Raw genomic sequence first — 24,115 nt, forward strand, 5'->3', positions numbered from 1 at the left:
CCACCGACAACGCCTTCTTCGCCTGCTCCTGCCCGATCACATACGAATCCAGGAACTCGTAGATCTCCCGCGGCTTGGGCAACGCATCCCAGGAGAGCTCGGTGGAGTCGGCGAGCTCCTCCTCGATGATCTCGTTGCAGAGGTCGATGCACTCATCGCAGATGTAGACGCCGGGGCCGGCGATGAGCTTCTTCACCTGCTTCTGGCTCTTGCCGCAGAACGAGCACTTCAGCAGGTCCCCGCCGTCGCCGATGCGTGCCACCCAGCCACTCCTCGAAACTAAGGCCGCCGATGCCGCGTACCGCGGCGGTGCGGGGTCCGATACCCCGCACCCGTCCGTTCACGGACGGGCGATCCGTGTGTCGCTCTTTCGCCAGACTAAGCGAAAAACCGGACCGGCTTCACCACCGGGCCCTTCCGGGCGGGTTGGCGGCCGGTCCGGTCGACGCCTTCTCGACCTGTGCCCGCAGGGTCTACTTGTTCAGGGAGGCCTTGCGGTAAGGGAGCACGAAGTCGATGATGCCGTAATCCTTGGCCTCCTCGGCCGTGAGGATCTTGTCGCGCTCGATGTCCTTGGACACCTGCTCGGGCGTGCGGCCCGTGTGCCGCGCCAGGGTGGTCTCCAGCTGGGTGCGGATCCGGGTGATCTCGTTGGCCTGGATCTCGATGTCGCTGGCCTGGCCGTGCATGCCCTCGGTGGCGGGCTGGTGGATCAGGATGCGGGCGTTGGGCAGCGCGCCCCGCTTGCCCTTGGTCCCGCCGGCCAGCAGGATCGCCGCGGCGGAGGCGGCCTGGCCGATGCACACCGTCTGGATGTCCGGGCGGACGAACTGCATGGTGTCGTAGATCGCCATGAGCGAGGTGAACGACCCGCCGGGCGAGTTGATGTACATCTGGATGTCGCGCTCGGAGTCGAGCTGCTCCAGCGTGATGAGCTGCGCCATCAGGTCGTTGGCCGACGTGTCGTCGATCTGCACGCCGACGAAGATGATCCGCTCCTCGAAGAGCTTGTTGTACGGATTCATCTCCTTGACGCCGTAGGACGTCCGCTCCACGTAGGACGGCAGGACGTAGCGGCCCTGGGGAGACATCGGGGCCGTGCCGCCGATAAAGGGATTGAACTCGGTCATTTCACGCCTTCCACGCTTCCACGCACTACGCCGATCCCGGCACCGCCGGGTCGGGCGGGGTCACCGTGCCGGTCCCGGGTGCTCCGGGACCCGACGGTTCCGATCACCGACCGATCGCTAGCCGCGATCCTGGGCCACGTCGAGCGTGCCCTCCAGGACCTCGTCGATGAAGCCGTAGTCCTTGGCCTCCTGCGCGGTGAACCAGCGGTCGCGGTCGGCGTCCTTCTCGATCTGCTCGACCGTCTGACCGGTGTGCTCGGAGATCTTCTCGATGAACATCTTCTTCACGTACAGCAGCTGGTCCGCGAGGATGCGGATGTCGGAGGCGGTGCCCCCGATGCCGCCGGACGGCTGGTGCATCATGACCCGGGTGTGCGGCAGCGCGTAGCGCTTGCCGGGGGCACCGGCGCACAGGAGCATCTGGCCCATCGAGGCGGCCATGCCGATGCCCACGGTGCGGACGTCGTTGGGGATGTACTGCATCACGTCGTAGATCGCCATGCCCGCGGTCACGGAACCGCCGGGCGAGTTGATGTACAGGGTGATGTCCCGCTGGCGGTCCTCCGCGGACAGCAGCAGGAGCTCGCCCACCAGGCGGTTGGCGATCTCGTCGTCGACCTGCTGGCCGAGGAAAACGATTCGCTGGCGCAACAGGCGCTGAGGCGTCTGCTCAAGAAAAGGGGAAAACTGCGGCTCCGACGTACGAGCGTCGAATCGCGAGGACTCATCAAAGATCGGCGGCACTCTCGTCACCTGCTCCGGAATCGAAACGGTTGCGATACAGCGACACTAACGCCGACCGACACCGGGGTTGCACGGATACCGTGCCTGTTCGCTTTGAGCGCAGGGTGACGCAAGCCCGGCAGGCCCTGTTCTCCCGAAGGCGAACAAGAACGCGGTCGGGAGCGGGAATAACGGGCGCTCCGGTGCCGCACCGCACCGCCCGAACCCCCTCGGAGCCCGGTCGGCGCGGCCCGGGGAAAGCGGCGGGCCCCGCCCGACCCGGGAGGGTCGTGCGGGGCCCGTGAGCGCTCGGCGCGGCGGCCGGGGCTACTTGGCCTCGTCGGCCTTGGCCTCGGTGTCCTTGGCGTCCTCGGTCGCCTCGGCCGCGGGGGCCTCCTCGGCGTCCTCCAGGACCTCCAGGCCCTCGGCCGCGGCAGCGGCCTCGGCGGCGGCCTTGGCCGACTTCTCCTCGGCGGTCTCCTGCTCGATGACGTTGCCGTCCTCGTCGGTGACCTTCGCGGAGGACAGCACCAGGTCCATGGCCTTGCCGCGGACGACCTCGGTGAAGGCGACGCGGATCTGGTTGGACTGCACCAGGTGCTGGGCCAGCTGGTCCGGGCTGACGCCCATGCGCTGGGCCTGCTCGAACACGTACTGGCTGAGCTCGCCCTGGTCGGCGCTCAGGTCCTCCTGGATGGCCAGCTGGTCGAGGATGAACCCGGCCTTGACCGCGGAGCGGGCGCCGGTGGTCAGCTCCTCCTCGAACTCCTCCTCGGTCTTCTCCTGCGACTCGAGGTAGGCCTCCTTGGTGAGGCCGCTCTGCGCGAGCTGCTGCTCCAGGCTCTCGCGGCGGCGCTGGATCTCCTCGTCGACGACCGCGTCGGGCAGCGGCAGCTCGATCGACTCGATCAGCTTCTCCAGGGCCTTGTCACGGGCGGAGGACAGCTGCTGGAGGCGGCGCACCTCGGTCATGCGCTTGCGCACGTCCCCGCGCAGCTCGTCGATGGTGTCGAACTCGCTGGCCAGCTGGGCGAACTCGTCGTCCAGCTCGGGCAGCTCCTTCACCTTGACGCTGTGCACGGTGACGGTGACGTCCGCCTCCTTGCCCTCGTGCTCGCCGCCCACCAGGGTGGTGGTGAAGGTGGCCTCGGCACCGGCCTCCATGCCGCGCAGGGTCTCGTCGAGGCCCTCCAGCATGGTGTTGGTGCCGACCTCGTAGGAGTAGCCGCTCACGGCGACGTCCTCGAGCTTCTCACCGTCGATGGCGGCGGACAGGTCGATGGAGACGTGGTCCCCGTCCTCGACCGGGCGCTCGGCGCCGACCAGGGTCGAGAAGCGCTCGCGCAGGAAGCCGAGCTGCTCGTCGATCTGCTCCTCGGTGACCTCGGCGCTGTCGACGGTCACCTCGATCCCCTTGTAGTCGGCGACCTCGAACTTGGGGCGGACGTCGACCTCGGCCGTGAAGGCGAGCTCGTCGTTGTCCTCCAGCTTGGTGACCTCCACGTCGGGCTGGCCGAGCGCGAAGATCTCCTCCTTCTGGATGGCCTCGTTGTAGAGCTCGGGAACGGCGTGGTTGACCGCTTCGCTGATCACAGCGCCGCGACCGACGTAACGGTCGATCAGTCGCGCCGGCGCCTTGCCCGGGCGGAAGCCCTTGATCCGAACCTGCTTCGCGAGCGACTTGTAGGTCACGTCGAAAGCGTGATCGAGCTCCTCGAAGGGCACCTCGATGGTCAGCTTGACCCGGGTCGGGCTCAGCTCCTCGACAACGGTCTTCACGGGGCGGTACTCCTAGGTTTGCCGGCTGGTGTCCGCGTCGGCCCGCAGGCGCACCACACAACGGCGAATGCACGCGTGCACCCCCGCCCGATCTGACGATCTCCGGCGACGGGGTGCCCTGCGACGGGCTGGGACTTACAGTTTCCTGCTGATCGCACCAAGTCTAGGGCAGATGCGCAGGGGGCCACCGCGCACGGCCGGAGCCGCCGCCGTGGCCGGTTTCGTCGGGGTGGCGGGATTCGAACCCGCGGCCTCATGCTCCCAAAGCATGCGCGCTAACCAAGCTGCGCCACACCCCGTGCGCCTGCTCCCCGAACACCGTGTTCGGCTCCGGGTTCCCGGCACGGACCGAACACGCCGCCCGCACGGACCCGGGAAAGGGGTGTGCGACCAACGCTGCGGAGACTGTAGTCTTGTCCCCGTCGGCTCAACGAGTCTAGAGGAAACTCGAAGGCTCCGGCGCCACGCGGGCGTAGTTCAATGGTAGAACCCCAGCCTTCCAAGCTGGTCATGCGAGTTCGATTCTCGTCGCCCGCTCTTCACACTGCGGGGGCCGGTGCGCGAGCACCGGCCCCCGCCGTCGTGCGCGGCCCCAGCGGACCGGTCCGGGTGAACTCCCCCACAGGGCCGAACACCGTTCGGGCCCGGAGGCGGAATACCCGGCCCGACCGGGTACGTTGACCTTTCGGGCGGGGTCGCCGACGAGACCGGACACGGGCACCCCTGTGAGGATCGGGTGACTGGATGGCGGACACGGGCACGGGTACTGCGCTGAGCACACGCTGGTTCGAGCGGCCGGAGGGGCTGGAGCGCCCCGCCGTCGTCACCGGGGTCTTCGACGTCCTGCACGTCGGCCACATCCGCTTCCTCCAAGCCATCGCCGACCGCGGCCTGCCCCTGGTCGTCGGCATCGAGTGCGACGAGCGCGTCCGCGCCTGGAAGGGGCCCGGACGCCCGGTCAACCCGGCCGAGGAGCGCGCCGAGACCATCGCCGCCCTGGGCTGCGTGGCCGGCTCCTTCATCATCGACGGCCCCCCCGGGGTGGCCGACTGGTCGGCCTACGCCGAGGTCCTGCGGCCGCTGGCCCCGGCGGCCCTGGCCTTCACCGCCGGAGACCGCTACACCCGCGCCAAGATCCTGGGCGCCGAGGCGCTGGACGCCCTCGCCTGGGAGCTGCCCTTCACCCCCGGCCGCTCCACCACCGCGGCGCTGGGCAGGCTCGCCCGAGCCCTCTGAGCACCCCGGACGCCTCGGGAAGCGGTGGGCGCGGACGGTTGTTGACCCACGCGTAACGCGAATCGAGGCCCGTATGACCATGATGTCCGGTCGGCCCTCCTACAGGGCCCTGGTCAACGACGGAAGCGCCCGGGGGCAGGCACTGCCCCCCGGCATCACCCGTCGCATCATCTCCTACGCCCGCCCCCACTGGCGGGCGATACTTCTGTTCCTGCTCGTGACGTCGGTCGGCGCCGCCATCGTGGTGGCCAACCCGCTGCTGCTCAAGGCGATCATCGACCGGGGCATCGTCGCGGGGAACCGCCCCCTGGTGATCGGCCTGGCCGCCGCCGCGGGCGGCCTGGCCCTGCTGGAGGGCGCGCTCGCGCTGACCGGCCGGTGGCTGTCCGCCCGCATCGGCGAGGGCGTCATCTACCTGCTGCGCACGCAGGTCTTCACCCACGTGCAGAAGATGCCGCTGGCGTTCTTCACCCGCACCCAGACCGGCTCGCTGATCAGCCGGCTGAACACCGACGTGGTCGGCGCCCAGCGGGCGATCACCTCGGTCCTGCAGTCGGTGGTGTCCAACCTGGTGAGCGCCACCGCCGTGATCATCACCATGCTGGCGCTGTCCTGGCAGGTGACCCTGCTGGCGCTGGCGCTGGTACCGCTGTTCCTCATCCCCGCCAAGCTGATCGGCCGCAGGCTGGCGCACATCTCGCGGGACGCCATGGACACCAACGCCGACATGAGCTCCCTGATGACGGAGCGGTTCAACGTCGGCGGCGCCATGCTGGTCAAGCTGTACGGCCGCCCGCGGGACGAGGCCGACGGGTTCGCCCGCCGGGCCGGCCGGGTGCGCGACCTGGGCGTGCGCCAGGCCGTGTTCGGCGGCCTGCTGTTCACGATGCTGGGCACCGTCACCGCGCTGGCCACCGCGATGGTCTACGGCGTCGGGGGCCTGCTGGCCGTGGACGGCGCGTTCGAGGTCGGCACCCTGGTGGCGCTGACCACGCTGATGGTGCGCCTGTACGGGCCGGTGACGAGCCTGTCCAACGTGCACGTGGAGATCATGACCGCGCTGGTGTCGTTCGACCGGGTCTTCGAGATCCTGGACCTGGACCCCGCGATCAAGGAGTCCCCGGACGCCAGGCCGATCCCGCGGGGCCCGGTGGGGGTGGAGTTCGACAACGTGTCGTTCCGCTACCCGGGCGCCGAGGAGACCTCGGTGGCGTCGCTGGAACTGAACCCGCAGGGGCGCGGCTCCGACGACACCCAGGTGCTGAGCGGGGTGTCGCTGCGGGCCGAGCCCGGGACGATGGTGGCCCTGGTGGGCCCCTCCGGCGCGGGCAAGACGACGCTGACGCACCTGGTGTCGCGGCTGTACGACCCGACCGAGGGTGCGGTGCGCGTCGGCGGGCTGGACCTGCGCGAGGCCACCTCCGACTCGCTGCGCGAGGCCGTGGGAGTGGTCACCCAGGACGCCCAGCTGTTCCACGACACGGTGGGCGCGAACCTGCGCTATGCCAAGCCCGACGCCACCGACGAGGAGATGGAGGCGGCGCTGCGGATGGCGCGGCTGGGCCCGCTGCTGGAGCAGCTGCCCGACGGGCTGGACACGATGGTGGGCGACCGCGGCTACCGGCTGTCGGGCGGCGAGAAGCAGCGTCTGGCGATCGCCCGGCTGCTGCTGCGCTCGCCGTCGGTGGTGGTGCTGGACGAGGCCACCGCGCACCTGGACTCGGAGTCGGAGGCGGCGGTGCAGGAGGCGCTGGCCGAGGCCCTGTCCGGGCGCACCTCCCTGGTGATCGCGCACCGGCTGGCGACGGTGCGCGAGGCCGACCAGATCCTGGTCCTGGAGGACGGGCGGATCCTGGAGCGGGGCACCCACGAGGAGCTGCTGGGCCGGGGCGGCCTGTACACGGCGCTGTACCGGACCCAGTTCGCGCCGCAGGACCACTGACGGGACCCGGGGGCGGGCGCCGCGCTACTTCTTCTTGCGGCGCTCGTCCTTCTTCCGGCCCTTCTTCTTCCCGTCCTTCTCCCCCTTGCCCTTCTTCCCGGGCCGGCGGGAGGCCTTCTCGGCCTTGCGCTCCTTCGCCTTCCTGCGCTCCTTCTCCATGGCCTTGGCCTTCTTGGGCCGCTTGCGCTTCTTGGGCTTCTTGGCGTCCTTGGAGGTGACGTGGCCGGCCAGGACGTCGGGGAGCGGGGCCAGGCCCGGGCCGCCCTCGAAGATCCAGTCGTCGAGGGCGTCGAGGAGCCCGTCCTCGGTCATCTCCCCGAGCCACACGGGCCGCCCCCCGGCGGCGTGGCCCTTCTGGGAGGGCTGCACGACCACCACGTTGGCCTGGAAGCAGATGCCCAGGCACTTGCTGGTGCGGACCGGGACGGTGCGGCCGGCGTGGTCGTCGATGGCGGACAGGCGGGCGAGCTGGGCCTTGTGGTCGACGCCCGGGACCTTCTTCTTCGTCCCGCAGCAGCAGCCGCGGCAGACCGTGAGCCGGCAGGGCCGCCCGTCGATCTCGCCCACACCGTCCTCCTCACCCGAACCTTAGGTTCGCCTTACCTCATCAGCCTCAGGGTAACCCGCCTCCGGACCGCTCTGACCAGCGGGGACGTCGAACGGCCGCCAGGTCTCGGGAAGCCCCGCGGTGTCGGACCCCCCGTCCCAGCCCGCCTCCCACAGGAACGGCAGCCCCGCCGCCACCAGCGGCCACCGGTGGTCCATCAGCTGCATCCGAAGCTGCGGCTCGGTGCACGCCCCCGAGTTGCCGCAGCGGGCGATCAGGGCGCCCGCCGCCACCCGGTCCCCTCGGCGGACCCCGACGGAGCCCTTCCGCAGGTGGCCCAGCAGCACGTACGCGCCGCCGACGTCGATGACCACGTGGTTGCCCAGCAGGCCCGCCGGGCCGCGCAGCTCGCGCAGCGTGTTCTCCAGGACCGAGCCCAGCAGCCACGGCCAGGAGTTGCGGCTGCGGTGGTCGCGGCTCCGGTCGTGCACGGCGACCACGACCCCGTCGGCGGGCGCGTAGACGGGCCTCCCGAACGCGGGGAAGTCCTCCGGGGGGCGGCTCAGCGGCCGCCACCCGATGTCGGGCCGGGTCCCGTCCTCGGCGACCAGCCCCAGGGCGTGGGTCTGCCCGTAGGCGTGGGTCCCCTGGCTGGGGACCGCGTCCACCGGGCTCGTCAGCGCCATCCAGCGCCCCCGCACCGGGGGCCGCAGCACCCGCGGGGCGCAGCGGACGGTGCCCAGGCGCAAGTACACGGCCAGCGCGACGGCGAACAGGGACCAGCCCGCCCACCACGACAGGCCGGCGTACCCGGCGAGCAGAGCGGCGCCCGCGGCCCACATGAGGGGGACGCGGACTCGGGCCAGGACGACCTGGAAACGGGTCGGGGCGGGATCGGGCATCTCCATATTGTGGACGCCCGGTCCCGCCCCGCCGAACCGTGTTACCGCTCCCTGTTCTCCCGGGCACGCTTGCGCAGGTAGTCGGTGGCGGCGTCGGCCCCCTTGTCGATCTTGTCGTCATGGGCGCCGCCGGTCGCCTTCTTGGCGGCGTTCGCGGCCTTGCCGACCAGCCCCTCGACCTTGTCGGCGTTGTCGTCGACGGCCTTCCTCAGTTTGTCGAACGCATCTCCGGCACCGGACATGGATTCCCCCCTCAGGTCCGTCCTGCACCCAAGGCGATACCCGGTGTCACGCCGGTTATGCCCCCGTGTCATATGTGCAGGATGAGCCGAGCGACCGAGAAGTAGATGATCAGGCCGGTGGCGTCCACCAGGGTCGCCACCATCGGCGAGGACACCACGGCCGGGTCCACGCCCACCTTGCGGGCCAGCAGCGGCATCGACGAGCCGATGATCGCCGCCCAGGTGCAGATGGCGATGACCGAGCAGGCCACCACCACGGCGACCTGGAACCCGACCAGCAGGGCGCCGATGGCCAGCGCCAGGCCGGCCAGCATCACGCCGAGCAGCAGCCCGACCCGGGCCTCCTTCCAGATGACCTGGGGCAGGTCTCGGACCCGCACCTCGCCGACGGCCAGGGCGCGCACGATCGCGGTGGCGGACTGGGCGCCGACGTTGCCGCCGGTGCCGATGAGCATCGGCACGAACACCGCCAGCGCCGTGACCTCCTCCAGGGTGGCCTCGAAGACCTGCATCACGTTGACGGTGAGGGTGGCGGCCACGATGAGCAGCATGAGCCACACCGAGCGGGCTCCGACCAGGCGCAGCACCCCGACGCTGACGTAGTGGTCGCCGACGGGGCTGGCACCGGACTGGCGGGCCATGTCCTCGGAGTCCGCCGCCTCGATGAGCTCCAGGGCGTCGTCGAAGGTCAGCAGGCCCACGAACCGGTCCTCGGAGTCGACCACCGGCAGGGAGACCAGATTGGCCTCCTGCATCAGGCGGGCGGCGTCCTCGGCCGGGTGGGTGGCCCGCACCTGCGGGGCCAGGACGTCCACGATGTCCTTGAGCAGCCGGGCGTCGTCGTTGACGACCAGGTCGCCCAGGGTTACGGTGCCGACCAGGCGGCGGCCGTCGGTGACCACGGGGAGCGTGTAGATGGTCTCGGCGTCGGCTCCTTTGGCACGGACGATCTCCAGGGCGCGGCCCACGGTGAGGTCGCGGTGCAGGACGACCGTCTCGGGCGTCATGAACCGGCCGACGGCGTCCTCGGGGTAGCCCAGCAGCGCCGCCGTCATCCGGCGCTCCGCGGGGCTGAGGCCGGCCAGGGCGCGGGTGGCGATCTTGGCCGGGGCCTCCCCGATGAGGCGGGCCCGGTCGTCGGGGTCCATCTCCTCCAGGAGCTCGTGGAAGGCGCTGTCGCGCAGGCCCAGGAGGATGGCCTGCTGCTGGCCGGGGTCGAGTTCCTCGAAGACCTCCAGCTCGCGGTCCTTGTCCAGGAGCCGGAAGGGGATGATCGCCTGCCTGCCCGCCATGCGGGCGAGCTCGTCGGCGATCTCGTAGGGCCTATGTTCGGCCAACCAGAGCCGGATTCCCGTCAGGTCGTTGTTCTCGACCAGTTCGGTGAGTTCTTCAGCGCGCTCGCCTTCTGACATGCGAAGCACCCCCTCGCGTTCTCCTCCGCCCGCAGGGCACGGCCGCGGGCGACACCGGTTGCGTATGACGGCTCCGGGTCCCGTCGTCACTGGTGTGGTGGACCGCGCGGAGTCGGCGCCGGGGATGGGGAGGGCGCGCACGGGTATCCGGGGACGTGTACGGGGACGGCCGCCGTACGCGGGACGGGGAGCACCCCGAACCTTACCCGTCCGGGGGCCGCGCACGGGTCCGCCGCCCCGTCCGGGGGTGTCGCCGGGGGTCAGTCGCGCCAGAGGACGACCAGGGCGCAGTCGTCGTTCTTGTCCTTGCTGAGGGCGTCGACCATCTTCCCGGCACCGGTCGAGAAACCCCTGGTCACCAGGGTCTCGGCCGCGCCGAGCAGGCGGTCGATGCCGGCGTCGAGGTCCTCGCCGGGGGTCTCGATGAGGCCGTCCGTGTAGAGCATGAGGGCGTCGCCGGGCCGCAGGCGGCCGCGGACCGAGGTGTAGGTCATCTCCGGGATGACGCCCAGGACCACGCCCTTGGCCTCGGTGGTGGTCCAGGAGCCGGTACCGGCGTCGTAGTGGACCGCGGGCGGGTGCCCGGCGGAGGCGATGCTGTACTCGCCGGTGGACAGGTCCACACTGAGGTGGACGGCGGTGACGAATCCCTCACCGCCGCCGGTGCGCATGAGGTAGTCGTTGCAGTGGGCGAGGAAGTCCTTGGTGGGCACCGCGCCGATGAGCCCGCTGAAGGCGCCCGAGAGCATCAGGGCGCGGGTCCCGGCGTCGACGCCCTTGCCGGAGACGTCGACCACGGCGATGTCCAGCCGGTCGCCGTCGCGGTCGGAGACGACGAAGTCGCCGCCGAAGGAGGAGCCCCCGGCCTGGCGCAGGACGGCGGTGCGGCCCCAGCCGGACGGCAGCCCGGGCAGCCGGCCCTGCTGGCGCAGCCGGTCGCGCAGGTCGAGGAGCATCATCTCGCCGCTCAGGCCCTGCACGCCCAGGCGTTCGCGCACGCCCGACAGCAGGTAGGACAGCACCGCGGTGACGCCGATGGTGACCAGCAGCCCGGGGCCGACCTGCCCGAAGTCGAGCATGAAGGCGACGAAGACCAGGACGGCCGCGACCACGGCGAGCAGGGCCGCCAGGCTCTTGCGCTTGAGCAGCAGGCCGCCGGCCAGGACGGTGAGGATGGTGGAGCTGGGCGGGAACCACCCGGCCGGGCCCCAGACGGCGCCGACGCCGATGCCGACGGCCAGGGTGACCAGGGTGATCAGGACGAGCCGGTAGCGGAAGAGCACCTTGCGCCGGAGGACCGCGACGATCCGCTGCGCGGTGGTGCGCAGCAGTCGGGCGGCCTTGGCGTTCGGTGTGGGCTTCATCAATCCTCTGTGCGGGCGCGCCCGCCCGTGGGGGTTCGGTCTCGGTCGGCTCGGGTGGCCCGTGCCGCGACCGTGGCGGTCCGGCGGGGCTCCGGCGCCGTCCCCGGCTCGGGACGTGCGACGGGCTGAGGGCGGTGTGGGGACCCGCCCGCGGTCGTGGCGGCGGGCCGAGGGCACCGCCGGGCGGCGGCCGGGACGGAACCGAGCCGCTGTGCACGAACTGTAGCGCGGGGGATGTCCGACTGGCACGTGCATCCGTCGGTGTTCTCCCCCATAATCGAGGGTTTGGGATCAGCCCAAACCCGTTCCCGGGGCCCCGTACGCGGACGCCCCCGCCCGGGTTCACGGGCGGGGGCGCTCGGTTCCCGGCGGGGCCGGGAGGGGTCCTCAGGGCAGGGGCGGGAGCTCGCCGGTCTCCTCGTAGGCGCTCAGCATCGCGATGCGGCGGGTGTGCCGCTCCTCGTCGCTGTAGGGCGTGGCCAGGAAGACCTCGACGAAGCGCGTGGCCTCGTCCAGGGTGTGCATCCGGCCGCCGATGCCGAGCACGTTGGCGTCGTTGTGCTCGCGCGCCAGCCGGGCGGTGTCCTCGCTCCAGGCCAGGGCGGCGCGGACGCCCGCGACCTTGTTCGCGGCGATCTGCTCGCCGTTGCCTGAGCCGCCGATGACGATGCCCAGCGCACCGGGGTCGGCGGCGACGCCCTCGGCGGCGCGCAGGACGAAGGGCGGGTAGTCGTCCACCGCGTCGTAGGCGAAGGGCCCGGCGTCGACGACCTCGTGGCCGCGCTCCTTCAGCCAGGAGACGAGGTGTTCTTTGAGCTCGTAGCCCGCATGATCTGATCCAAGGTAAACACGCACGGACACAGTGTCGCAGGTCGCCGGGGCGGGGATGCACGACGCCCCGCCCGTCGAGGGGACGGGCGGGGCGTCGGACGCGTCTGTGACCGAGGGTCAGGCGGCGCCTGCGGCGGCCGCGACGCTCAGACCCAGCACGGCGAAGAGGGCCATGGAGGCGATCGCGATCACGTTGCTGATCACGATCATCTTGATGTCCTTGCCGAGGGGTCCTGCCTTGGAGACCGCGGGCTTGTTGCTCAACTCACACCTCGATTGGGTTCGACCAGGGATGACCAGTCGGAATTTTTCCACACCCCTCAACGCGATTCTCACCGGGGCCGATTCCTGGTATGAACCGTTCCGGCCCGTGAGTCCTGACACATCGGCCGGTCACATCTGCACGGCCTTGATCTCGCAGAACTCCTCCAGGCCGGGGAGTCCCCACTCGCGCCCGTTGCCGGAGCGCTTGTAGCCGCCGAAGGGGGCGCGGGGGTTGAGCGCGCCGCCGTTGAGCTCCACCTGCCCGGCCCGCAGGCGGCGGGCGACCGCCAGGCCGCGTTCGGGGTCGCCCGACCACACCGCGGCGCTGAGGCCGTAGTCGGTGTCGTTGGCGATGGCCACGGCCTCCTCCTCGGTGTCGTAGGGGATGAGGACCAGGACCGGCCCGAAGATCTCCTCCCGGGCGATGCGCATGTCGTTGCCGACGTCGGCGAAGACCGTGGGGCGCACGTGGTAGCCCGGCCCCTCGACGGGCTCGGGGCCGCCGGCGACCAGGCGGGCGCCCTCCCGGACGCCGAGCTCGATGTAGGAGCGGACCTTGTCGAGCTGGGCCGCGGAGACCAGCGGGCCCAGCCGGGTGGACTCCTCCTTGGGGTCGCCCGGGACGTATTTGGCGGCGGCCTGCGCGGCCAGGGCGACGGCCTCCTCGTAGGAGTCGCGGTGGACGAGCATGCGGGTGAGGGCGTTGCAGCTCTGGCCGGTGTTGCGCATGACGTCGGCGACGCCGCGCTTGACGGCGGCGGTGAGGTCGGCGTCGGGCAGGATCACGTTGGGCGACTTGCCGCCCAGCTCCAGGGCGACCCGCTTGACGGTCTCGGCGGCCACCTGGGAGACGCGCACGCCCGCGCGGGTGGAGCCGGTGAACGAGACCATGTCGACGCCCGGGTGGGCGGCGATGGCCTCGCCGACGACCGGGCCGGTGCCCGAGACCAGGTTGAACACGCCCGCGGGCAGGCCCGCGTCGTGGAACACCTCGGCCAGGGCGTAGGCGCTCAGCGGGGCGACCTCGCTGGGCTTGAGGACGACCGTGTTGCCCGCCAGCAGGGCGGGCACGACCTTGAGCACGATCTGGTGCAGCGGGTAGTTCCACGGCGTGATGGCGCCCACCACGCCGACCGGCTCGCGGACGATGAGCGAGTTGCCCAGCTTCTCGCCCTCGAAGTAGCGCTCGCCGGTCTCCTCGACCAGGTCGATGTAGGTCCGGAACATGAGCGCGGGCAGGCCCGCCTGCACGCTGCGGGAGAACTTGACCGGCGCGCCCATGTCGCGGGTGAGCAGGGCGGCGATGTCGTCGATGCGCTCGTTGAAGAGGTCCAGCGCGTGGGCGAGGTGGGTGACGCGGCGGCCGGGGGCCAGGGCCGACCAGGCCGGGAGGGCGGCCGCCGCGGCCGCGACCGCGGCGTCGACGTCCTTGGGGTCCCCGGCCGGAACGGTGTCGATGACCTGCTCGGTCGCCGGGTCGATCACGTCCAGGGCCTCGTCGGAGGCGGAGTCGCGCCAGGCGCCGTCGATGTAGAGGGATCGCATGCCCCCACTGTCGCAGAACCGGATTCGGTCGGCCAGTGCGGGAGGCACGACCGGTGGACCCGCCGATGACGGCCGGGCCGGGCCCGGTCCCCCGGCGCCGGCGCGGAGCCCCCGGCCGCGGGGCCCTCAGTCCCAGTGCGGGGGGCGCTCGGCGATCAGGCGGTCGGTGGAGTCGTCGGAGACGTCGTCGCCCCAGCCCAGCGCGCCCTCGTCGGAGGTGGTGTCGGGCAGGACGTCGAGGTCGTCGAGGAACTCGACCCTGCGTTCGTCGTCGGGTTCGGGCACGGCCGGTCCTTCCGTCGTCGTGGGCGGCCGCCGCCGCGGCCCCCTCCAGTGTGCACCCGCGCGCACCCCGGATCGCGCCGCGCCCGGGGACCGGGCGCGGCGCGCCGACGTGCCGTTCCGCCGCGCTCCCGCGTCAGTCGAAGACCGGGCCGCGGGTGCGGGTGCGCTTGAGCTCGAAGAAGCCCTCGGTGCCGGCGACCAGGCGGACGCCGTCCCAGAGCCTCCCCGCCTCCTCCCCACGGGGGATGGGGGTGATGACCGGGCCGAAGAACGCGACGTCCTCGACCTGGACGACGGGTGTGCCCACGTCCTCGCCGACCAGCTTCATGGCCTCGGCGTGGGAGGCGCGCAGGGCCTCGTCGTACTCGGTGGACCCGCCGGCCTCCGCCAGGTTCCCGGGCAGGCCCGCGTCGGCCAGGGCGGCGCGGATCGTCTCGTCGGTGCGGGGCTCGTCGTTGTTGTGGAAGCGGGTGCCCAGAGCGGTGTACAGGGCGCCCAGGACCTCGGCCCCGAAGCGCTGCTCGGCGGCGATGCACACGCGCACCGCGGACCAGGACCGGTCCAGCAGCTCGCGGTAGTCCTCGGGGAGGTCGCGGCCCTCGTTGAGGACGCCCAGGCTCATCACGTGCCAGCGCACCCGCACCGGCCGGACCTTCTCGACCTCCAGCAGCCAACGGGAGGTGATCCAGGCCCAGGGGCAGGCCGGATCGAACCACATGTCCGCGTAGGCGATGTCCTGCTCGCCCGCGTCCGCGGCGGTCTGCGTCATGGAGTGCTCCTCGCAAAGAGTCGGGGCGGCGCCCCGCAGGGGTCGACGTAGCGCTACAACCTTCGATTTCGGTTGCGCATTCCGACCCCGTGCGTGGCAGGATCGGAGCCGAATCGACAACCGATCCACCGGCCCCGACGACGCCCCGCCCAGAGGAGTTCCCCCGGCCCGCGCCGTCGTCCCCGGTGAAGCGATCCGGCCGGCGACGACGGCGGCCGTGGAGGGAGCGTGGCGTGGCAGGGAACCTGACCCGGGACGAGGCTCGGGAGCGGGCGCGCATTCTGAGCGTCGACTCCTACGAGGTGACACTCGACCTCACCACCGGGGACGAGACCTTCCGGTCCACCACCGTGGTCCGCTTCTCCTCTTCGGAGCCGGGTGCGCGGACGTTCGTGGAGCTGGCGGCGCCCCGGGTGCTGTCGGCGACGCTGAACGGGGCGGAGCTCGACCCGGCCGGGCTGTTCGACGGCGAGCGCCTGACGCTGCCGGAGGTGGCCGCCGACAACGAGCTGACCGTGGTGGCCGACGCCGCCTACATGCGCACCGGCGAGGGCCTGCACCGGTTCGTGGACCCGGTGGACGACTCGGTGTACCTGTACACCCAGTTCGAGACCGCCGACGCGCACCGCATGTTCGCGTGCTTCGACCAGCCGGACCTGAAGGCGACGTTCGAGCTGACCGTGTTCGCGCCGCCGTCGTGGACCGTGGTCTCCAACAGCGCGCCCGACGTGACGCGCGAGGCGGCCGGCGAGGAGCGGGTGCGCTGGCACTTCCCCGCCACGAAGCGCATGTCCACCTACATCACGGCGCTGGTCGCCGGCCCGTACCACGAGGTGCGCGACACCCACGACGGCATCGACCTGGGCCTCTTCTGCCGGGCCTCGCTGGCCGAGCACCTGGACTCCGAGGCCCTGTTCGAGGTCACCAGGCAGGGCTTCGACTTCTTCCACGGCCTGTTCGGGGTCCGCTACGCCTTCGGCAAGTACGACCAGCTGTTCGTGCCGGAGTTCAACGCGGGCGCCATGGAGAACGCGGGCGCCGTCACGTTCCTGGAGGACTACGTCTTCCGCTCCCGGGTGACCGACGCCCGCTACGAGCGGCGCGCCGAGACGATCCTGCACGAGATGGCGCACATGTGGTTCGGCGACCTGGTCACCATGCGCTGGTGGGACGACCTGTGGCTGAACGAGTCCTTCGCCACCTACGCCAGCGTGTACTGCCAGGCCAACGCCACCAAGTGGACGGACGCCTGGACCACGTTCGCGAACGTGGAGAAGTCCTGGGCGCTGCGCCAGGACCAGCTGCCCTCCACCCACCCGATCGCCGCCGACATGGTCGACATCCAGGCGGTCGAGGTGAACTTCGACGGCATCACCTACGCCAAGGGCGCCTCGGTGCTCAAGCAGCTGGCGGCGTACGTGGGCGTGGACGCGTTCTTCGCGGGCGTGCGCGCCTACTTCCAGGAGTTCGCCTTCGGCAACACCGAGCTGAAGGACCTGCTCAAGCACCTGGAGGCGGCCTCCGGCCGGGACCTGTCGGGCTGGTCGCGCGAGTGGCTGGAGACCACCGGCGTCAACACGATGCGCCCGGACTTCGAGGTGGACGCGAACGGGGACTTCACCTCGTTCGCGGTGATCCAGGAAGCGGCCCCCGAGCACCCGACGCTGCGCTCGCACCGGCTGGCGATCGGCCTGTACGACCGCACCGGGGACGGCATCGTGCGCCGCGACCGGGTGGAGCTGGACGTCAGCGGCGCCCGCACCGAGGTGCCGGAGCTGGTCGGCAAGGCCCGCCCCGACCTGGTCCTCATCAACGACGACGACCTGACCTTCACCAAGATCCGGCTGGACGAGCGGTCCCTGGCCACGGTCGTGGACGGCATCGGGAGCATCCGGGAGTCCCTGCCCCGCGCGCTGGCCTTCGGCGCCGCCTGGGACATGACCCGCGACGGCGAGATGCCCGCCCGCGACTACGTGGACCTGGTCATCTCCGGCATCGACGGCGTGGACGACGTCATGGTCGCCCAGACGCTGCTGCGCCAGGCCGTCTCCGCCCTGCACAACTACGCCGACCCGGCGTGGCGCCCGTTCGGCTTCGAGAAGCTGTCGGAGCGCCTGCGCGAGCTGCTGACGACCGCCGAGCCCGGCGGCGACCTGCAGCTGGCCTACGTCAACGCGCTGGCCTCCAGCGCGGTCGGCGACGCCCACCTGTCCCTGCTCCGGGGGCTGCTGGACGGCGCGATCACCGTGGACGGCCTGGTGGTGGACACCGAGCTGCGGTGGACCCTGCTGCGCCGCCTGGTGGCCACCGGCAAGGCGGGCGAGGAGGAGATCGACGCCGAGCTGAAGAACGACGCGACGGCCGCCGGGCAGCGGCACGCCGCCGGCGCGCGGGCGGCGATCCCGACCGCGGCGGCCAAGGCCGCGGCCTGGGACCGCATCGTGGGCGAGGAGCTGGCCAACGCCGAGTTCCGGTCGGTGCTGCTGGGCTTCGTGGAGCCGGGCCAGGCCGACCTGTACCGGCCCTACGTGGAGAAGTACTTCGCGCAGCTGGCCCCGGCCTGGGAGAAGTGGACCGGCGAGTTCGCGCAGACCTTCGCCGAGTTCATGTACCCGGGCGGCCTCGTGGAGGAGGCGACGATCGAGCGCACCGACGCCTACATCGCCGAGAACTCCCCCGCCCCCGCCCTGCGGCGCCTGCTGGTGGAGGGGCGCGCCGGGGTGGAGCGGGCGCTGAAGGCCCGCGCCGTGGACATCGCCGCCGGCGAGGCCCGCTAGCCGCGTCGACGCGACGGAGGCGACGGGCCCGGGGACGTCCTCCCCGGGCCCGTCCCGTATCCGGAGCCCCGCGGGCCGGGCGCTACAGGGTGCGGCCGCGCCCGTCGCCGAGCGGGCCCAGGGTGCGGCGGATGCGCGACACCATGCGCGGGTCCGCGAGCAGCTCGTCCACCAGGACTGGCTCGCCCTCGCCGTTGGTCAGCGGGATCCGCCAGTTCGGGTACTCGGTGCTGGTGCCCGGCTGGTTCTGCATGCGCCGCTCCCCCACCACGTCGGTGAGCGCCACCCCCACCATCCGGGCCGGGGTCGCCATGAGGTAGGCGTGCATGGCGGTGACCACGGCGGCCGGGTCGGCCAGCGGGTCGGCGTCCTCCTCCAGCAGCCCCAGCTCCACGAGCAGGGCCCGCCAGCGCTCCACCCGGGCCTCGGCGTCGGCCCGCTCCTCCTCCACCGGCCGGGACAGCAGCCCCAGCCGGTCGCGCAGCTCGACGTGCTCGGCGGACAGGAACGACGCCACCGGGGGCAGGTCGTGGGTGGCGACCGTGGCCAGGCAGTCGGTGCGCCAGTCGCCGGGCGGGCGCGGGGAGCCGTCGGCCCCCTGCTCGAACCAGAGCACCGAGGTGCCCAGGATGCCGCGGTCGGACAGGTGGTCGCGCACCCAGGGCTCGACGGTGCCCAGGTCCTCGCCGATGACGACGGCGTCGGCCCGGCGCGCGGCCAGCAGCAGGGCGCCGACGGTGCCCTCGTGGTCGAAGGAGACGTAGGTGCCCTGGTCGGCGGAGGCGCCCTCGGGCACGCACCACAGGCGGAACAGGCCCATGATGTGGTCGATGCGCACCCCTCCGGAGTGGCGCAGGGCCTGGCCCAGGATCTGGCGCAGCGGCCCGTAGCCGCGTTCGGCCAGGCGGCGCGGGTGCCAGGGCGGCTGCCCCCAGTCCTGGCCCAGGCTGTTGAACTCGTCGGGCGGGGCGCCCACGTGCAGTCCCTGGACGAGGGCGTCGCCGAACATCCAGGCGTCGGCGCCGCCCGCCTGCACGCCGATGGCGAGGTCGTGCACGACGCCCGTGCCCATGCCGCCCATGCGTGCGGTGGTCTGGGCCTGGGCGAGCTGCTCGTCCAGGACCCACTGGAGCCAGCGGTGGAACTCCACCAGGGGCCAGCGGTCCAGGGCGGCCCGGCCCACGGCGTCGTCGGTGACGTCGCGCAGGTGCGCGGGCCAGGTCCGGTGGTCGGGGCCGTACTCCTCCGCCAGCGCCGACCAGGTGGCGAACTCCACCAGGGGGCGGCCCTCGCGTTCGAGGTAGGTGCGCAGCGCGGCCTCGCGGCCCGGTGCCCGGGGCACCTGGAAGAGGATCTCCAGGGCGGCCCGCTTGGCCTCCCAGACGGCGTCGCGGTCGAGCAGGTCCGCCGTGCGGCCCCGTTCGCGCAGCGGCCGGGCCAGGCGCTGGATGCCCTCGCGCTGGGCGGGGTCCAGCCGGGAGTACTCCGGGACGTCCTCGATGCGGATGTACAGGGGGCTCGCGTAGCGGCGGCTGACCGGCAGGTACGGGGAGGGCTCCACCGGGGCGACGGGCTCGGTGGCGTGCACCGGGTTGATGAGGACGAAGTCGGCGCCCAGGTCGCGGGCGCTCCAGTCCGAGATCTCGGCGAGGTCGCGCAGGTCGCCGATGCCCCAGGAGGCCCGGGAGCGGACGCTGTAGAGCTGGGTCATGACCCCCCACAGGCGCGGGTTCTCGCGCAGGGCGGTGGGGTCGATCCGGTCGGGGACCACCAGCAGGGGCGCGTCGTGCTCCGTGCCGCGGTGGGTGACGCGCAGTGTGTGGACGCCCAGGGGCAGGCCCTGGTCGAAGGGCAGCAGGGAGCCGTCGGCGGTCTCGACGGTGCTGTGCACCCCCTCGGGGAGCACCGGGTCGGGCGCCTTGCCCTCGCGCAGGACGACCGCGGGAGGGAGCAGGTCGGGCTCCCGGTCCGGCGGCTCCCGGTCCGGGTCGGCGCCCAGTGCGGCCAGGACATGGCGGATGACGTCGGGGTCGACCGGGACCCTGCGCCCCCGCCAGTCCTCGTAGCTCGTCGCGACACCGTACTGCTCGGCCACACGGGCCAGCTGAACGTCCCTCACAGAAACCGATCATGCCCTAACGGGGACTCCGTACACCGCAAGGACGGGCCGGTACCGGCCGGTGGACGCCCGGTAACAACCGTCCCGTGGGGGAAAGCGGCGATCATTCCGGGCGCGGCCGGGCGCGTCGCGGGCCCCGGCCCGGCGGGCGGGGGTGACACGCCGTAGAGCGCAGGGCCATGACACCGGTCGTATCGATAATCGGATGGCCCCCGACCTGCACTCTCTGCATAATCTTGGAGTGTGCTCGCCAACTATCGCCGGCTCTTCGCCGTCCCCCATGTGCTGTCCCTGCTGGCCTGGTCCCTGACCGCGCGCTTCTACACCCCGGGTCTGATGATCGCGGTCACCTTCCTGGTGGTCGACTGGACCGGCTCCTACTCGCTGGCGGGCCTGGTGGCGGGCGCGTTCACGCTGGGGATGGCGCTGGTGGGGCCGCTGCGCGGGCGGATGGCGGACAAGGGCGGCACCGACCGGCTGGTGCTGGTGTGCGGTGTGGTGTTCACGGTGGGCCTGCTGGCACTGACGTGGCTGCCGGGATCGCTGTGGTGGGTGTCCATCCCGCTGGCGCTCGGGACCGGCCTGTTCGGCACCCCCGCGAACCAGATCGTGCGGGCCCTGTGGCCGCGGCTCACCCGCGGCCCGGAGCGGCAGGCGATCTACGCGGCCGAGGCCACCACGCAGGAGCTGCTGTTCGTCTTCTGCCCCATCCTGACCGCCGGTGTCGTGGCCTTCGCCGGAGCGCGCTGGGCGCTGGTGATGCTCGCCGTGCTGGGCCTGCTGGGCGCGCTGGGCTTCGCCCTGGCGCTGCGCCGGGCCGGGGTGACCGGACCGGCCCCCGTGGAGGCCGGGACGGCGCCGGAGCCGACCGGGCCGCGGCGCAGCCTGCTGCGCCGGCCCGCCCTGGTGGTGCTGTTCGTGATGTGCCTGCTGATGGTCAGCGGGATCATGGGCGTGGACATGGCCATCGTGGCCTGGGCCAACGAACTGGACGCCCCGCACCTGGTGATGGTGCTGGCGTCGGTGTGGGCGCTGGGCTCGCTGGTGGGCGGCGCGATCGCGGGCGGCCTGCGGGGCAGGCCCCGGCTGGTGCGGCGCTCGTTCGCCTCTGCGGCGGGCGTGGCGGTGCTGCTCCCGTTCACGCCGCCGCTGGTGGAGCTGTCCACCCCGCTGTGGGTCACACCGCTGCTGTTCCTGTCGGGCCTGGCGATCGCGCCGACGCTGGCCGCCACGATGGGGCGGCTGGGCGACCTGGCCCCCGCCGACCGGCGGGCCGAGGCGTTCGGGTGGATGGCCACGGCCCTGGGCACGGGCGGCGCGGTCGCCGGTCCGCTGGCGGGCGCGCTGATCGACCTCATGGGGATCACGGGCGGAGTGCTCGGAGCGACCGTGCTGGTGACGGTGGCGGCGCTGCTGAGCGCGTTCGTCCCCCAGGCCCCGGACGAGGCGTCCGACGGCGGGGCCGCGGACACGGTCCCGGCGGAGGTCTCCGGGATCGCCGAGGCCGCGCCGCCGGCGGGCGCGGCCGGACTGGTCGCCCCCGTGGCGGAGTCGGGCCCGGGCGCGGCCCCCGGGTCCCCGGCCGGGCGGCCGGCGGACTGACCCGCGGCCGGGGGCCGGCCGTCCGCGCTCAGTCGTGCCAGACCGGGGGGACCCGGTCGGTCCAGGGCCGTGCCCGCTCCAGCTGCGCCGCCAGGGAGAGCAGCAGCGGTTCGCCGCCCATCCGGCCGGTGACCATGGAGCCGATGGGCGCGCCGTCGGGGGCGTGGTGCAGGGGCACGCTCATGGACGGCTGACCGGTGACGTTGAAGACCGACGTGAACGGGGTGAACGCGGTCATCCGCCGGAACTCCTCCTCCGGGCCGTCCCCGGCGAAGTACCCGACGGGCACCGGGGGCTGCGCCAGCACCGGGGTGACCACCGCGTCGTAGGGCTCGGTGGCGGCCATCCACGAGCGGACGCCGCGCTGGAGGCGGGCGCAGGCGGCGATGTACTCGGGGACCGGGAGGGCCCGGGCGCGTTCGCGCAGCCAGCGGTTGAGCTCCCCGAGTTCGGGCTCGCGCTCGGCCGGGACCGGCGTGGCCGAGGCCATGGCGGCCCAGATGACGGCGAAGTCGTCGCTGAAGGTGCCGCCGAAGTGGGCGTCACCGGGCTCGGGGATCTCCTCGACCTCGTGGCCCAGGTCGGCGAGCAGGCGCAGGGTGGACTCGTGGGCGGCCAGCACGTCGGGGTGGACGGGCAGCCCGGCCGAGCCGGTGTGGGCGTAGTGGCCGATGCGCAGCCGTCCCGGCTCGCGCCGGACGTGGTCGGCGAACGTCTCGCCGGGCGGCAGCGGCGGGGCCGTGTAGTAGTCGCCGGGGCGGCTCCCGGACATGGTGTCGAGCATCAGCGCGGCGTCGGCGACGTGGCGGGTGAGGGGGCCGCTGGTGGACAGGCCGACGAGGTCGGGCTTGACCGGGGCGCCGGAGATGCGGCCCCGCGTGGGCTTGAGGCCGAAGAGCCCGCAGACCGAGGCCGGGATGCGGATGGACCCGCCGCCGTCGCTCGCGTGCGCGACCGGGGCCAGCCCGGCGGCCACGGCCACCGCGGCGCCGCCGCTGGAGCCGCCCGGGGACAGCTCCGGGTTCCAGGGGTTGCGGGCGGGCGGGGCGACGTCGTTCTCGGTGTAGCAGCTGGACCCGAACTCGGGGGTGTTGGTCTTGCCGGGGAAGACGGCCCCGGCGGCGCGCAGCCGGGCGACGGTGTCGGAGTCGATGGGGGCGGTGTTGTCGGCCAGGACACGGGAGCCGTAGGTGGCCCGGACCCCGGCGAGGAGGTCGAGGTCCTTGATGGGGACGGGGACCCCGAGCAGTGGGGGCAGGCTCTCCGGCGTGTCGCTCATCACACGTTTCTCGGCATATTGGGCCTGTTCCAAAGCTTTTTCCGCTATGACCGTAATGTAGGCCCCATAGCCGGGGTCATGGCGCTCGGTCCGGACCAGAACGTGCTCTGTGATCTCACGAGGGGACAGTTCACGACTGCGGACCATCGCGGCGAGGCGGTGGGCCGGAAGGTCATGCATCTGGGTCATACCGACCCAGATTAGCGGGCACGCCAACGGGCACCACGAGAGGTGGAACCCAAGTTCTCTGGAGAGGTCGACAGAAAACCAATCATTCCCCGCCCCCTGCGACCCGAATCCTCCTGTGAGCCACAGAACAAGGAGGGAAAGTGTGAGAAGTAATGCACTAGGACTCGGATATGAGTGGAACTAACCTGTCCGACGTGGAATCGGCAACCAGAGTGAACCCGTCGTCCCAGAGGCCGGAGCCGGAAGGGCCCGAAAGCCTCTTCTTCCCCAACCAAAAGAAGCAGAAGAGCATTTCGACCACAAGGGTGCTTTACAGCGCCCTTCGCGAGAAGGGCGCGGCCCGCAAATGGGCCGTGCGCGGAGCCGTGGCCGTCGTCGTCGGGATCGCCTGCGGTCTCATCACCTCCGACTGGCGCATCGGCGCGACTCTGGGGATCGGCGCCATGGTCGGCATCTCGCTGTACCAGTCCCGGCGCGAGTCCGAGATCCCCCGCTGGCGCAAGCCCTCGGCCGCGCAGCGCAAGACCGAGGTCCAGCTCAAGGTCATGAAGCAGCTCGGGTACAAGGTCCTGCACGCCCGCTCGGTGCCCGGCGGCAACGGCCAGATCGACCACTTCATCGTGGGCCGGCGCGGTGCGTTCGCCATCGACTCCGAGTCCTGGGACAAGCGGTTGCCGCTGCGCAACAAGCTCGAACAGCTCTACCACGGGCGCTTCAACAAGAACCAGCGCATCGACGAGGCGCTGGAGGAGGCCAAGCGCGCGGAGGAGCTCATCAGCAAGGAGCTCGGCCGCGAGATCAAGGTGCGCGCCTCCCTGGCCATCTACGGGCCCGGCATGCCCTGGGACAGCCACCGGCTGCGGGGCGTGGACATCATCTCCGGCACCAAGGTCCGCAAGTGGCTGCGCACCGGCCGGGACCGCCTGACCGAGCAGGAGATCGAGGACATCTACAGGGCGGCCGAGCGGGCTCTGCCGCCGCGCCCGTGACGTACGGACCCACAGGCCCGGCCGGACCACAACGCCGTGGTCGCCGGGCCTCACGTACACCCGGGGCCGGCCGGAGCCCCGGACGGGAACAGGGGCGATCCACCGCCCGTCTCGGCATGCGGACCGCACGTCTTTCCCCCTGAGACCGCGAGCGCGCCGAAAGGGGACTACCATCGTGGGGAAACACCC

The 24,115-nt window shown here is 72.0% G+C and carries 21 protein-coding genes and 2 tRNA genes; 6 read left to right on the forward strand and 17 right to left on the reverse strand.

Translation table 11 applies throughout. The features are described 5' to 3' along the window. The 5 genes from ABZ249_RS13820 to ABZ249_RS13840 all read right to left on the reverse strand — a co-directional run. Positions 1 to 262, reverse strand: a 262-nt coding sequence (locus ABZ249_RS13820) for a ClpX C4-type zinc finger protein (protein WP_355261858.1), incomplete at its 3' end; no start/stop codon positions are given. A gap of 211 nt (positions 263 to 473) precedes the next feature. After that, complete coding sequence (locus tag ABZ249_RS13825) at positions 474 to 1,130, reverse strand: ATP-dependent Clp protease proteolytic subunit (protein WP_220559618.1); 657 nt, start codon at positions 1,128 to 1,130, stop codon at positions 474 to 476. Positions 1,131 to 1,247: 117 nt separating this feature from the next. After that, entirely contained in the window at positions 1,248 to 1,874 is a 627-nt protein-coding gene (locus ABZ249_RS13830) for an ATP-dependent Clp protease proteolytic subunit (RefSeq protein ID WP_220559617.1), read from the reverse strand. A gap of 306 nt (positions 1,875 to 2,180) precedes the next feature. Next, positions 2,181 to 3,632: a trigger factor gene (tig, locus tag ABZ249_RS13835; RefSeq protein ID WP_355261863.1), complete on the reverse strand. Its 1,452-nt coding sequence runs from the start codon at positions 3,630 to 3,632 to the stop codon at positions 2,181 to 2,183. Positions 3,633 to 3,856: 224 nt separating this feature from the next. Continuing rightward, positions 3,857 to 3,931 (reverse strand) — tRNA-Pro (locus ABZ249_RS13840). A gap of 167 nt (positions 3,932 to 4,098) precedes the next feature. Between ABZ249_RS13840 and ABZ249_RS13845 the strand changes: the two genes are divergently transcribed. The 3 genes from ABZ249_RS13845 (at position 4,099) to ABZ249_RS13855 (ending at position 6,810) form a co-directional block, all read left to right on the forward strand. Then, positions 4,099 to 4,169 (forward strand) — tRNA-Gly (locus tag ABZ249_RS13845). A gap of 207 nt (positions 4,170 to 4,376) precedes the next feature. Then, on the forward strand, positions 4,377 to 4,868 hold the full coding sequence (locus ABZ249_RS13850; protein WP_355261866.1) for an adenylyltransferase/cytidyltransferase family protein: 492 nt from the start codon (positions 4,377 to 4,379) through the stop codon (positions 4,866 to 4,868). 79 nt (positions 4,869 to 4,947) lie between these two features. Continuing rightward, entirely contained in the window at positions 4,948 to 6,810 is a 1,863-nt protein-coding gene (locus tag ABZ249_RS13855) for an ABC transporter ATP-binding protein (protein ID WP_355262444.1), read from the forward strand. A gap of 24 nt (positions 6,811 to 6,834) precedes the next feature. Here the strand turns inward: ABZ249_RS13855 and ABZ249_RS13860 are convergent, their stop codons facing one another. From ABZ249_RS13860 to ABZ249_RS13905, 10 genes are all read right to left on the reverse strand, one after another. Continuing rightward, the gene (locus ABZ249_RS13860) at positions 6,835 to 7,377 is read right to left on the reverse strand and encodes a (2Fe-2S) ferredoxin domain-containing protein (RefSeq protein WP_355261869.1); all 543 of its coding nucleotides are present in this window, start codon (positions 7,375 to 7,377) and stop codon (positions 6,835 to 6,837) included. Between the two features lie 21 nt (positions 7,378 to 7,398). Next, the gene (locus ABZ249_RS13865) at positions 7,399 to 8,259 is read right to left on the reverse strand and encodes a M23 family metallopeptidase (RefSeq protein ID WP_355261872.1); all 861 of its coding nucleotides are present in this window, start codon (positions 8,257 to 8,259) and stop codon (positions 7,399 to 7,401) included. A 41-nt stretch (positions 8,260 to 8,300) separates the two neighbouring features. After that, positions 8,301 to 8,501 (reverse strand): antitoxin, encoded by a 201-nt coding sequence (locus tag ABZ249_RS13870; RefSeq protein ID WP_355261875.1) that lies wholly within the window; start codon positions 8,499 to 8,501, stop codon positions 8,301 to 8,303. A 68-nt stretch (positions 8,502 to 8,569) separates the two neighbouring features. Continuing rightward, the gene (gene mgtE / locus ABZ249_RS13875; protein WP_355261878.1) at positions 8,570 to 9,913 is read right to left on the reverse strand and encodes a magnesium transporter; all 1,344 of its coding nucleotides are present in this window, start codon (positions 9,911 to 9,913) and stop codon (positions 8,570 to 8,572) included. A gap of 260 nt (positions 9,914 to 10,173) precedes the next feature. Beyond that, entirely contained in the window at positions 10,174 to 11,277 is a 1,104-nt protein-coding gene (locus tag ABZ249_RS13880; RefSeq protein ID WP_355261881.1) for a PP2C family protein-serine/threonine phosphatase, read from the reverse strand. A gap of 387 nt (positions 11,278 to 11,664) precedes the next feature. Beyond that, positions 11,665 to 12,132: a ribose-5-phosphate isomerase gene (locus ABZ249_RS13885; protein ID WP_220559608.1), complete on the reverse strand. Its 468-nt coding sequence runs from the start codon at positions 12,130 to 12,132 to the stop codon at positions 11,665 to 11,667. 93 nt (positions 12,133 to 12,225) lie between these two features. After that, complete coding sequence (locus ABZ249_RS13890) at positions 12,226 to 12,372, reverse strand: hypothetical protein (RefSeq protein WP_220559607.1); 147 nt, start codon at positions 12,370 to 12,372, stop codon at positions 12,226 to 12,228. A gap of 129 nt (positions 12,373 to 12,501) precedes the next feature. Next, positions 12,502 to 13,917: an aldehyde dehydrogenase family protein gene (locus ABZ249_RS13895; RefSeq protein ID WP_220559606.1), complete on the reverse strand. Its 1,416-nt coding sequence runs from the start codon at positions 13,915 to 13,917 to the stop codon at positions 12,502 to 12,504. A gap of 126 nt (positions 13,918 to 14,043) precedes the next feature. After that, positions 14,044 to 14,202: a hypothetical protein gene (locus ABZ249_RS13900; protein WP_355261886.1), complete on the reverse strand. Its 159-nt coding sequence runs from the start codon at positions 14,200 to 14,202 to the stop codon at positions 14,044 to 14,046. 133 nt (positions 14,203 to 14,335) lie between these two features. Further along, positions 14,336 to 14,971 (reverse strand): DsbA family protein, encoded by a 636-nt coding sequence (locus ABZ249_RS13905; protein ID WP_355261889.1) that lies wholly within the window; start codon positions 14,969 to 14,971, stop codon positions 14,336 to 14,338. Positions 14,972 to 15,204: 233 nt separating this feature from the next. Here ABZ249_RS13905 and pepN point away from each other — a divergent pair, with 233 nt between their 5' ends. Next, entirely contained in the window at positions 15,205 to 17,748 is a 2,544-nt protein-coding gene (pepN, locus tag ABZ249_RS13910; RefSeq protein WP_355261892.1) for an aminopeptidase N, read from the forward strand. 82 nt (positions 17,749 to 17,830) lie between these two features. Here the strand turns inward: pepN and malQ are convergent, their stop codons facing one another. After that, the gene (gene malQ, locus ABZ249_RS13915) at positions 17,831 to 19,867 is read right to left on the reverse strand and encodes a 4-alpha-glucanotransferase (RefSeq protein ID WP_355261895.1); all 2,037 of its coding nucleotides are present in this window, start codon (positions 19,865 to 19,867) and stop codon (positions 17,831 to 17,833) included. Positions 19,868 to 20,110: 243 nt separating this feature from the next. Here malQ and ABZ249_RS13920 point away from each other — a divergent pair, with 243 nt between their 5' ends. Further along, positions 20,111 to 21,469: an MFS transporter gene (locus ABZ249_RS13920; protein ID WP_355261897.1), complete on the forward strand. Its 1,359-nt coding sequence runs from the start codon at positions 20,111 to 20,113 to the stop codon at positions 21,467 to 21,469. 28 nt (positions 21,470 to 21,497) lie between these two features. Here the strand turns inward: ABZ249_RS13920 and ABZ249_RS13925 are convergent, their stop codons facing one another. Next, entirely contained in the window at positions 21,498 to 22,937 is a 1,440-nt protein-coding gene (locus ABZ249_RS13925; protein ID WP_355261900.1) for an amidase, read from the reverse strand. 170 nt (positions 22,938 to 23,107) lie between these two features. Here ABZ249_RS13925 and ABZ249_RS13930 point away from each other — a divergent pair, with 170 nt between their 5' ends. Further along, complete coding sequence (locus ABZ249_RS13930; protein ID WP_220559598.1) at positions 23,108 to 23,926, forward strand: nuclease-related domain-containing protein; 819 nt, start codon at positions 23,108 to 23,110, stop codon at positions 23,924 to 23,926. Positions 23,927 to 24,115: the final 189 nt, after the last annotated feature.

The sequence above is a fragment of the Nocardiopsis sp. NPDC006139 genome (assembly GCF_040614155.1).
In the GTDB taxonomy this organism is placed as follows: domain Bacteria; phylum Actinomycetota; class Actinomycetes; order Streptosporangiales; family Streptosporangiaceae; genus Nocardiopsis; species Nocardiopsis changdeensis.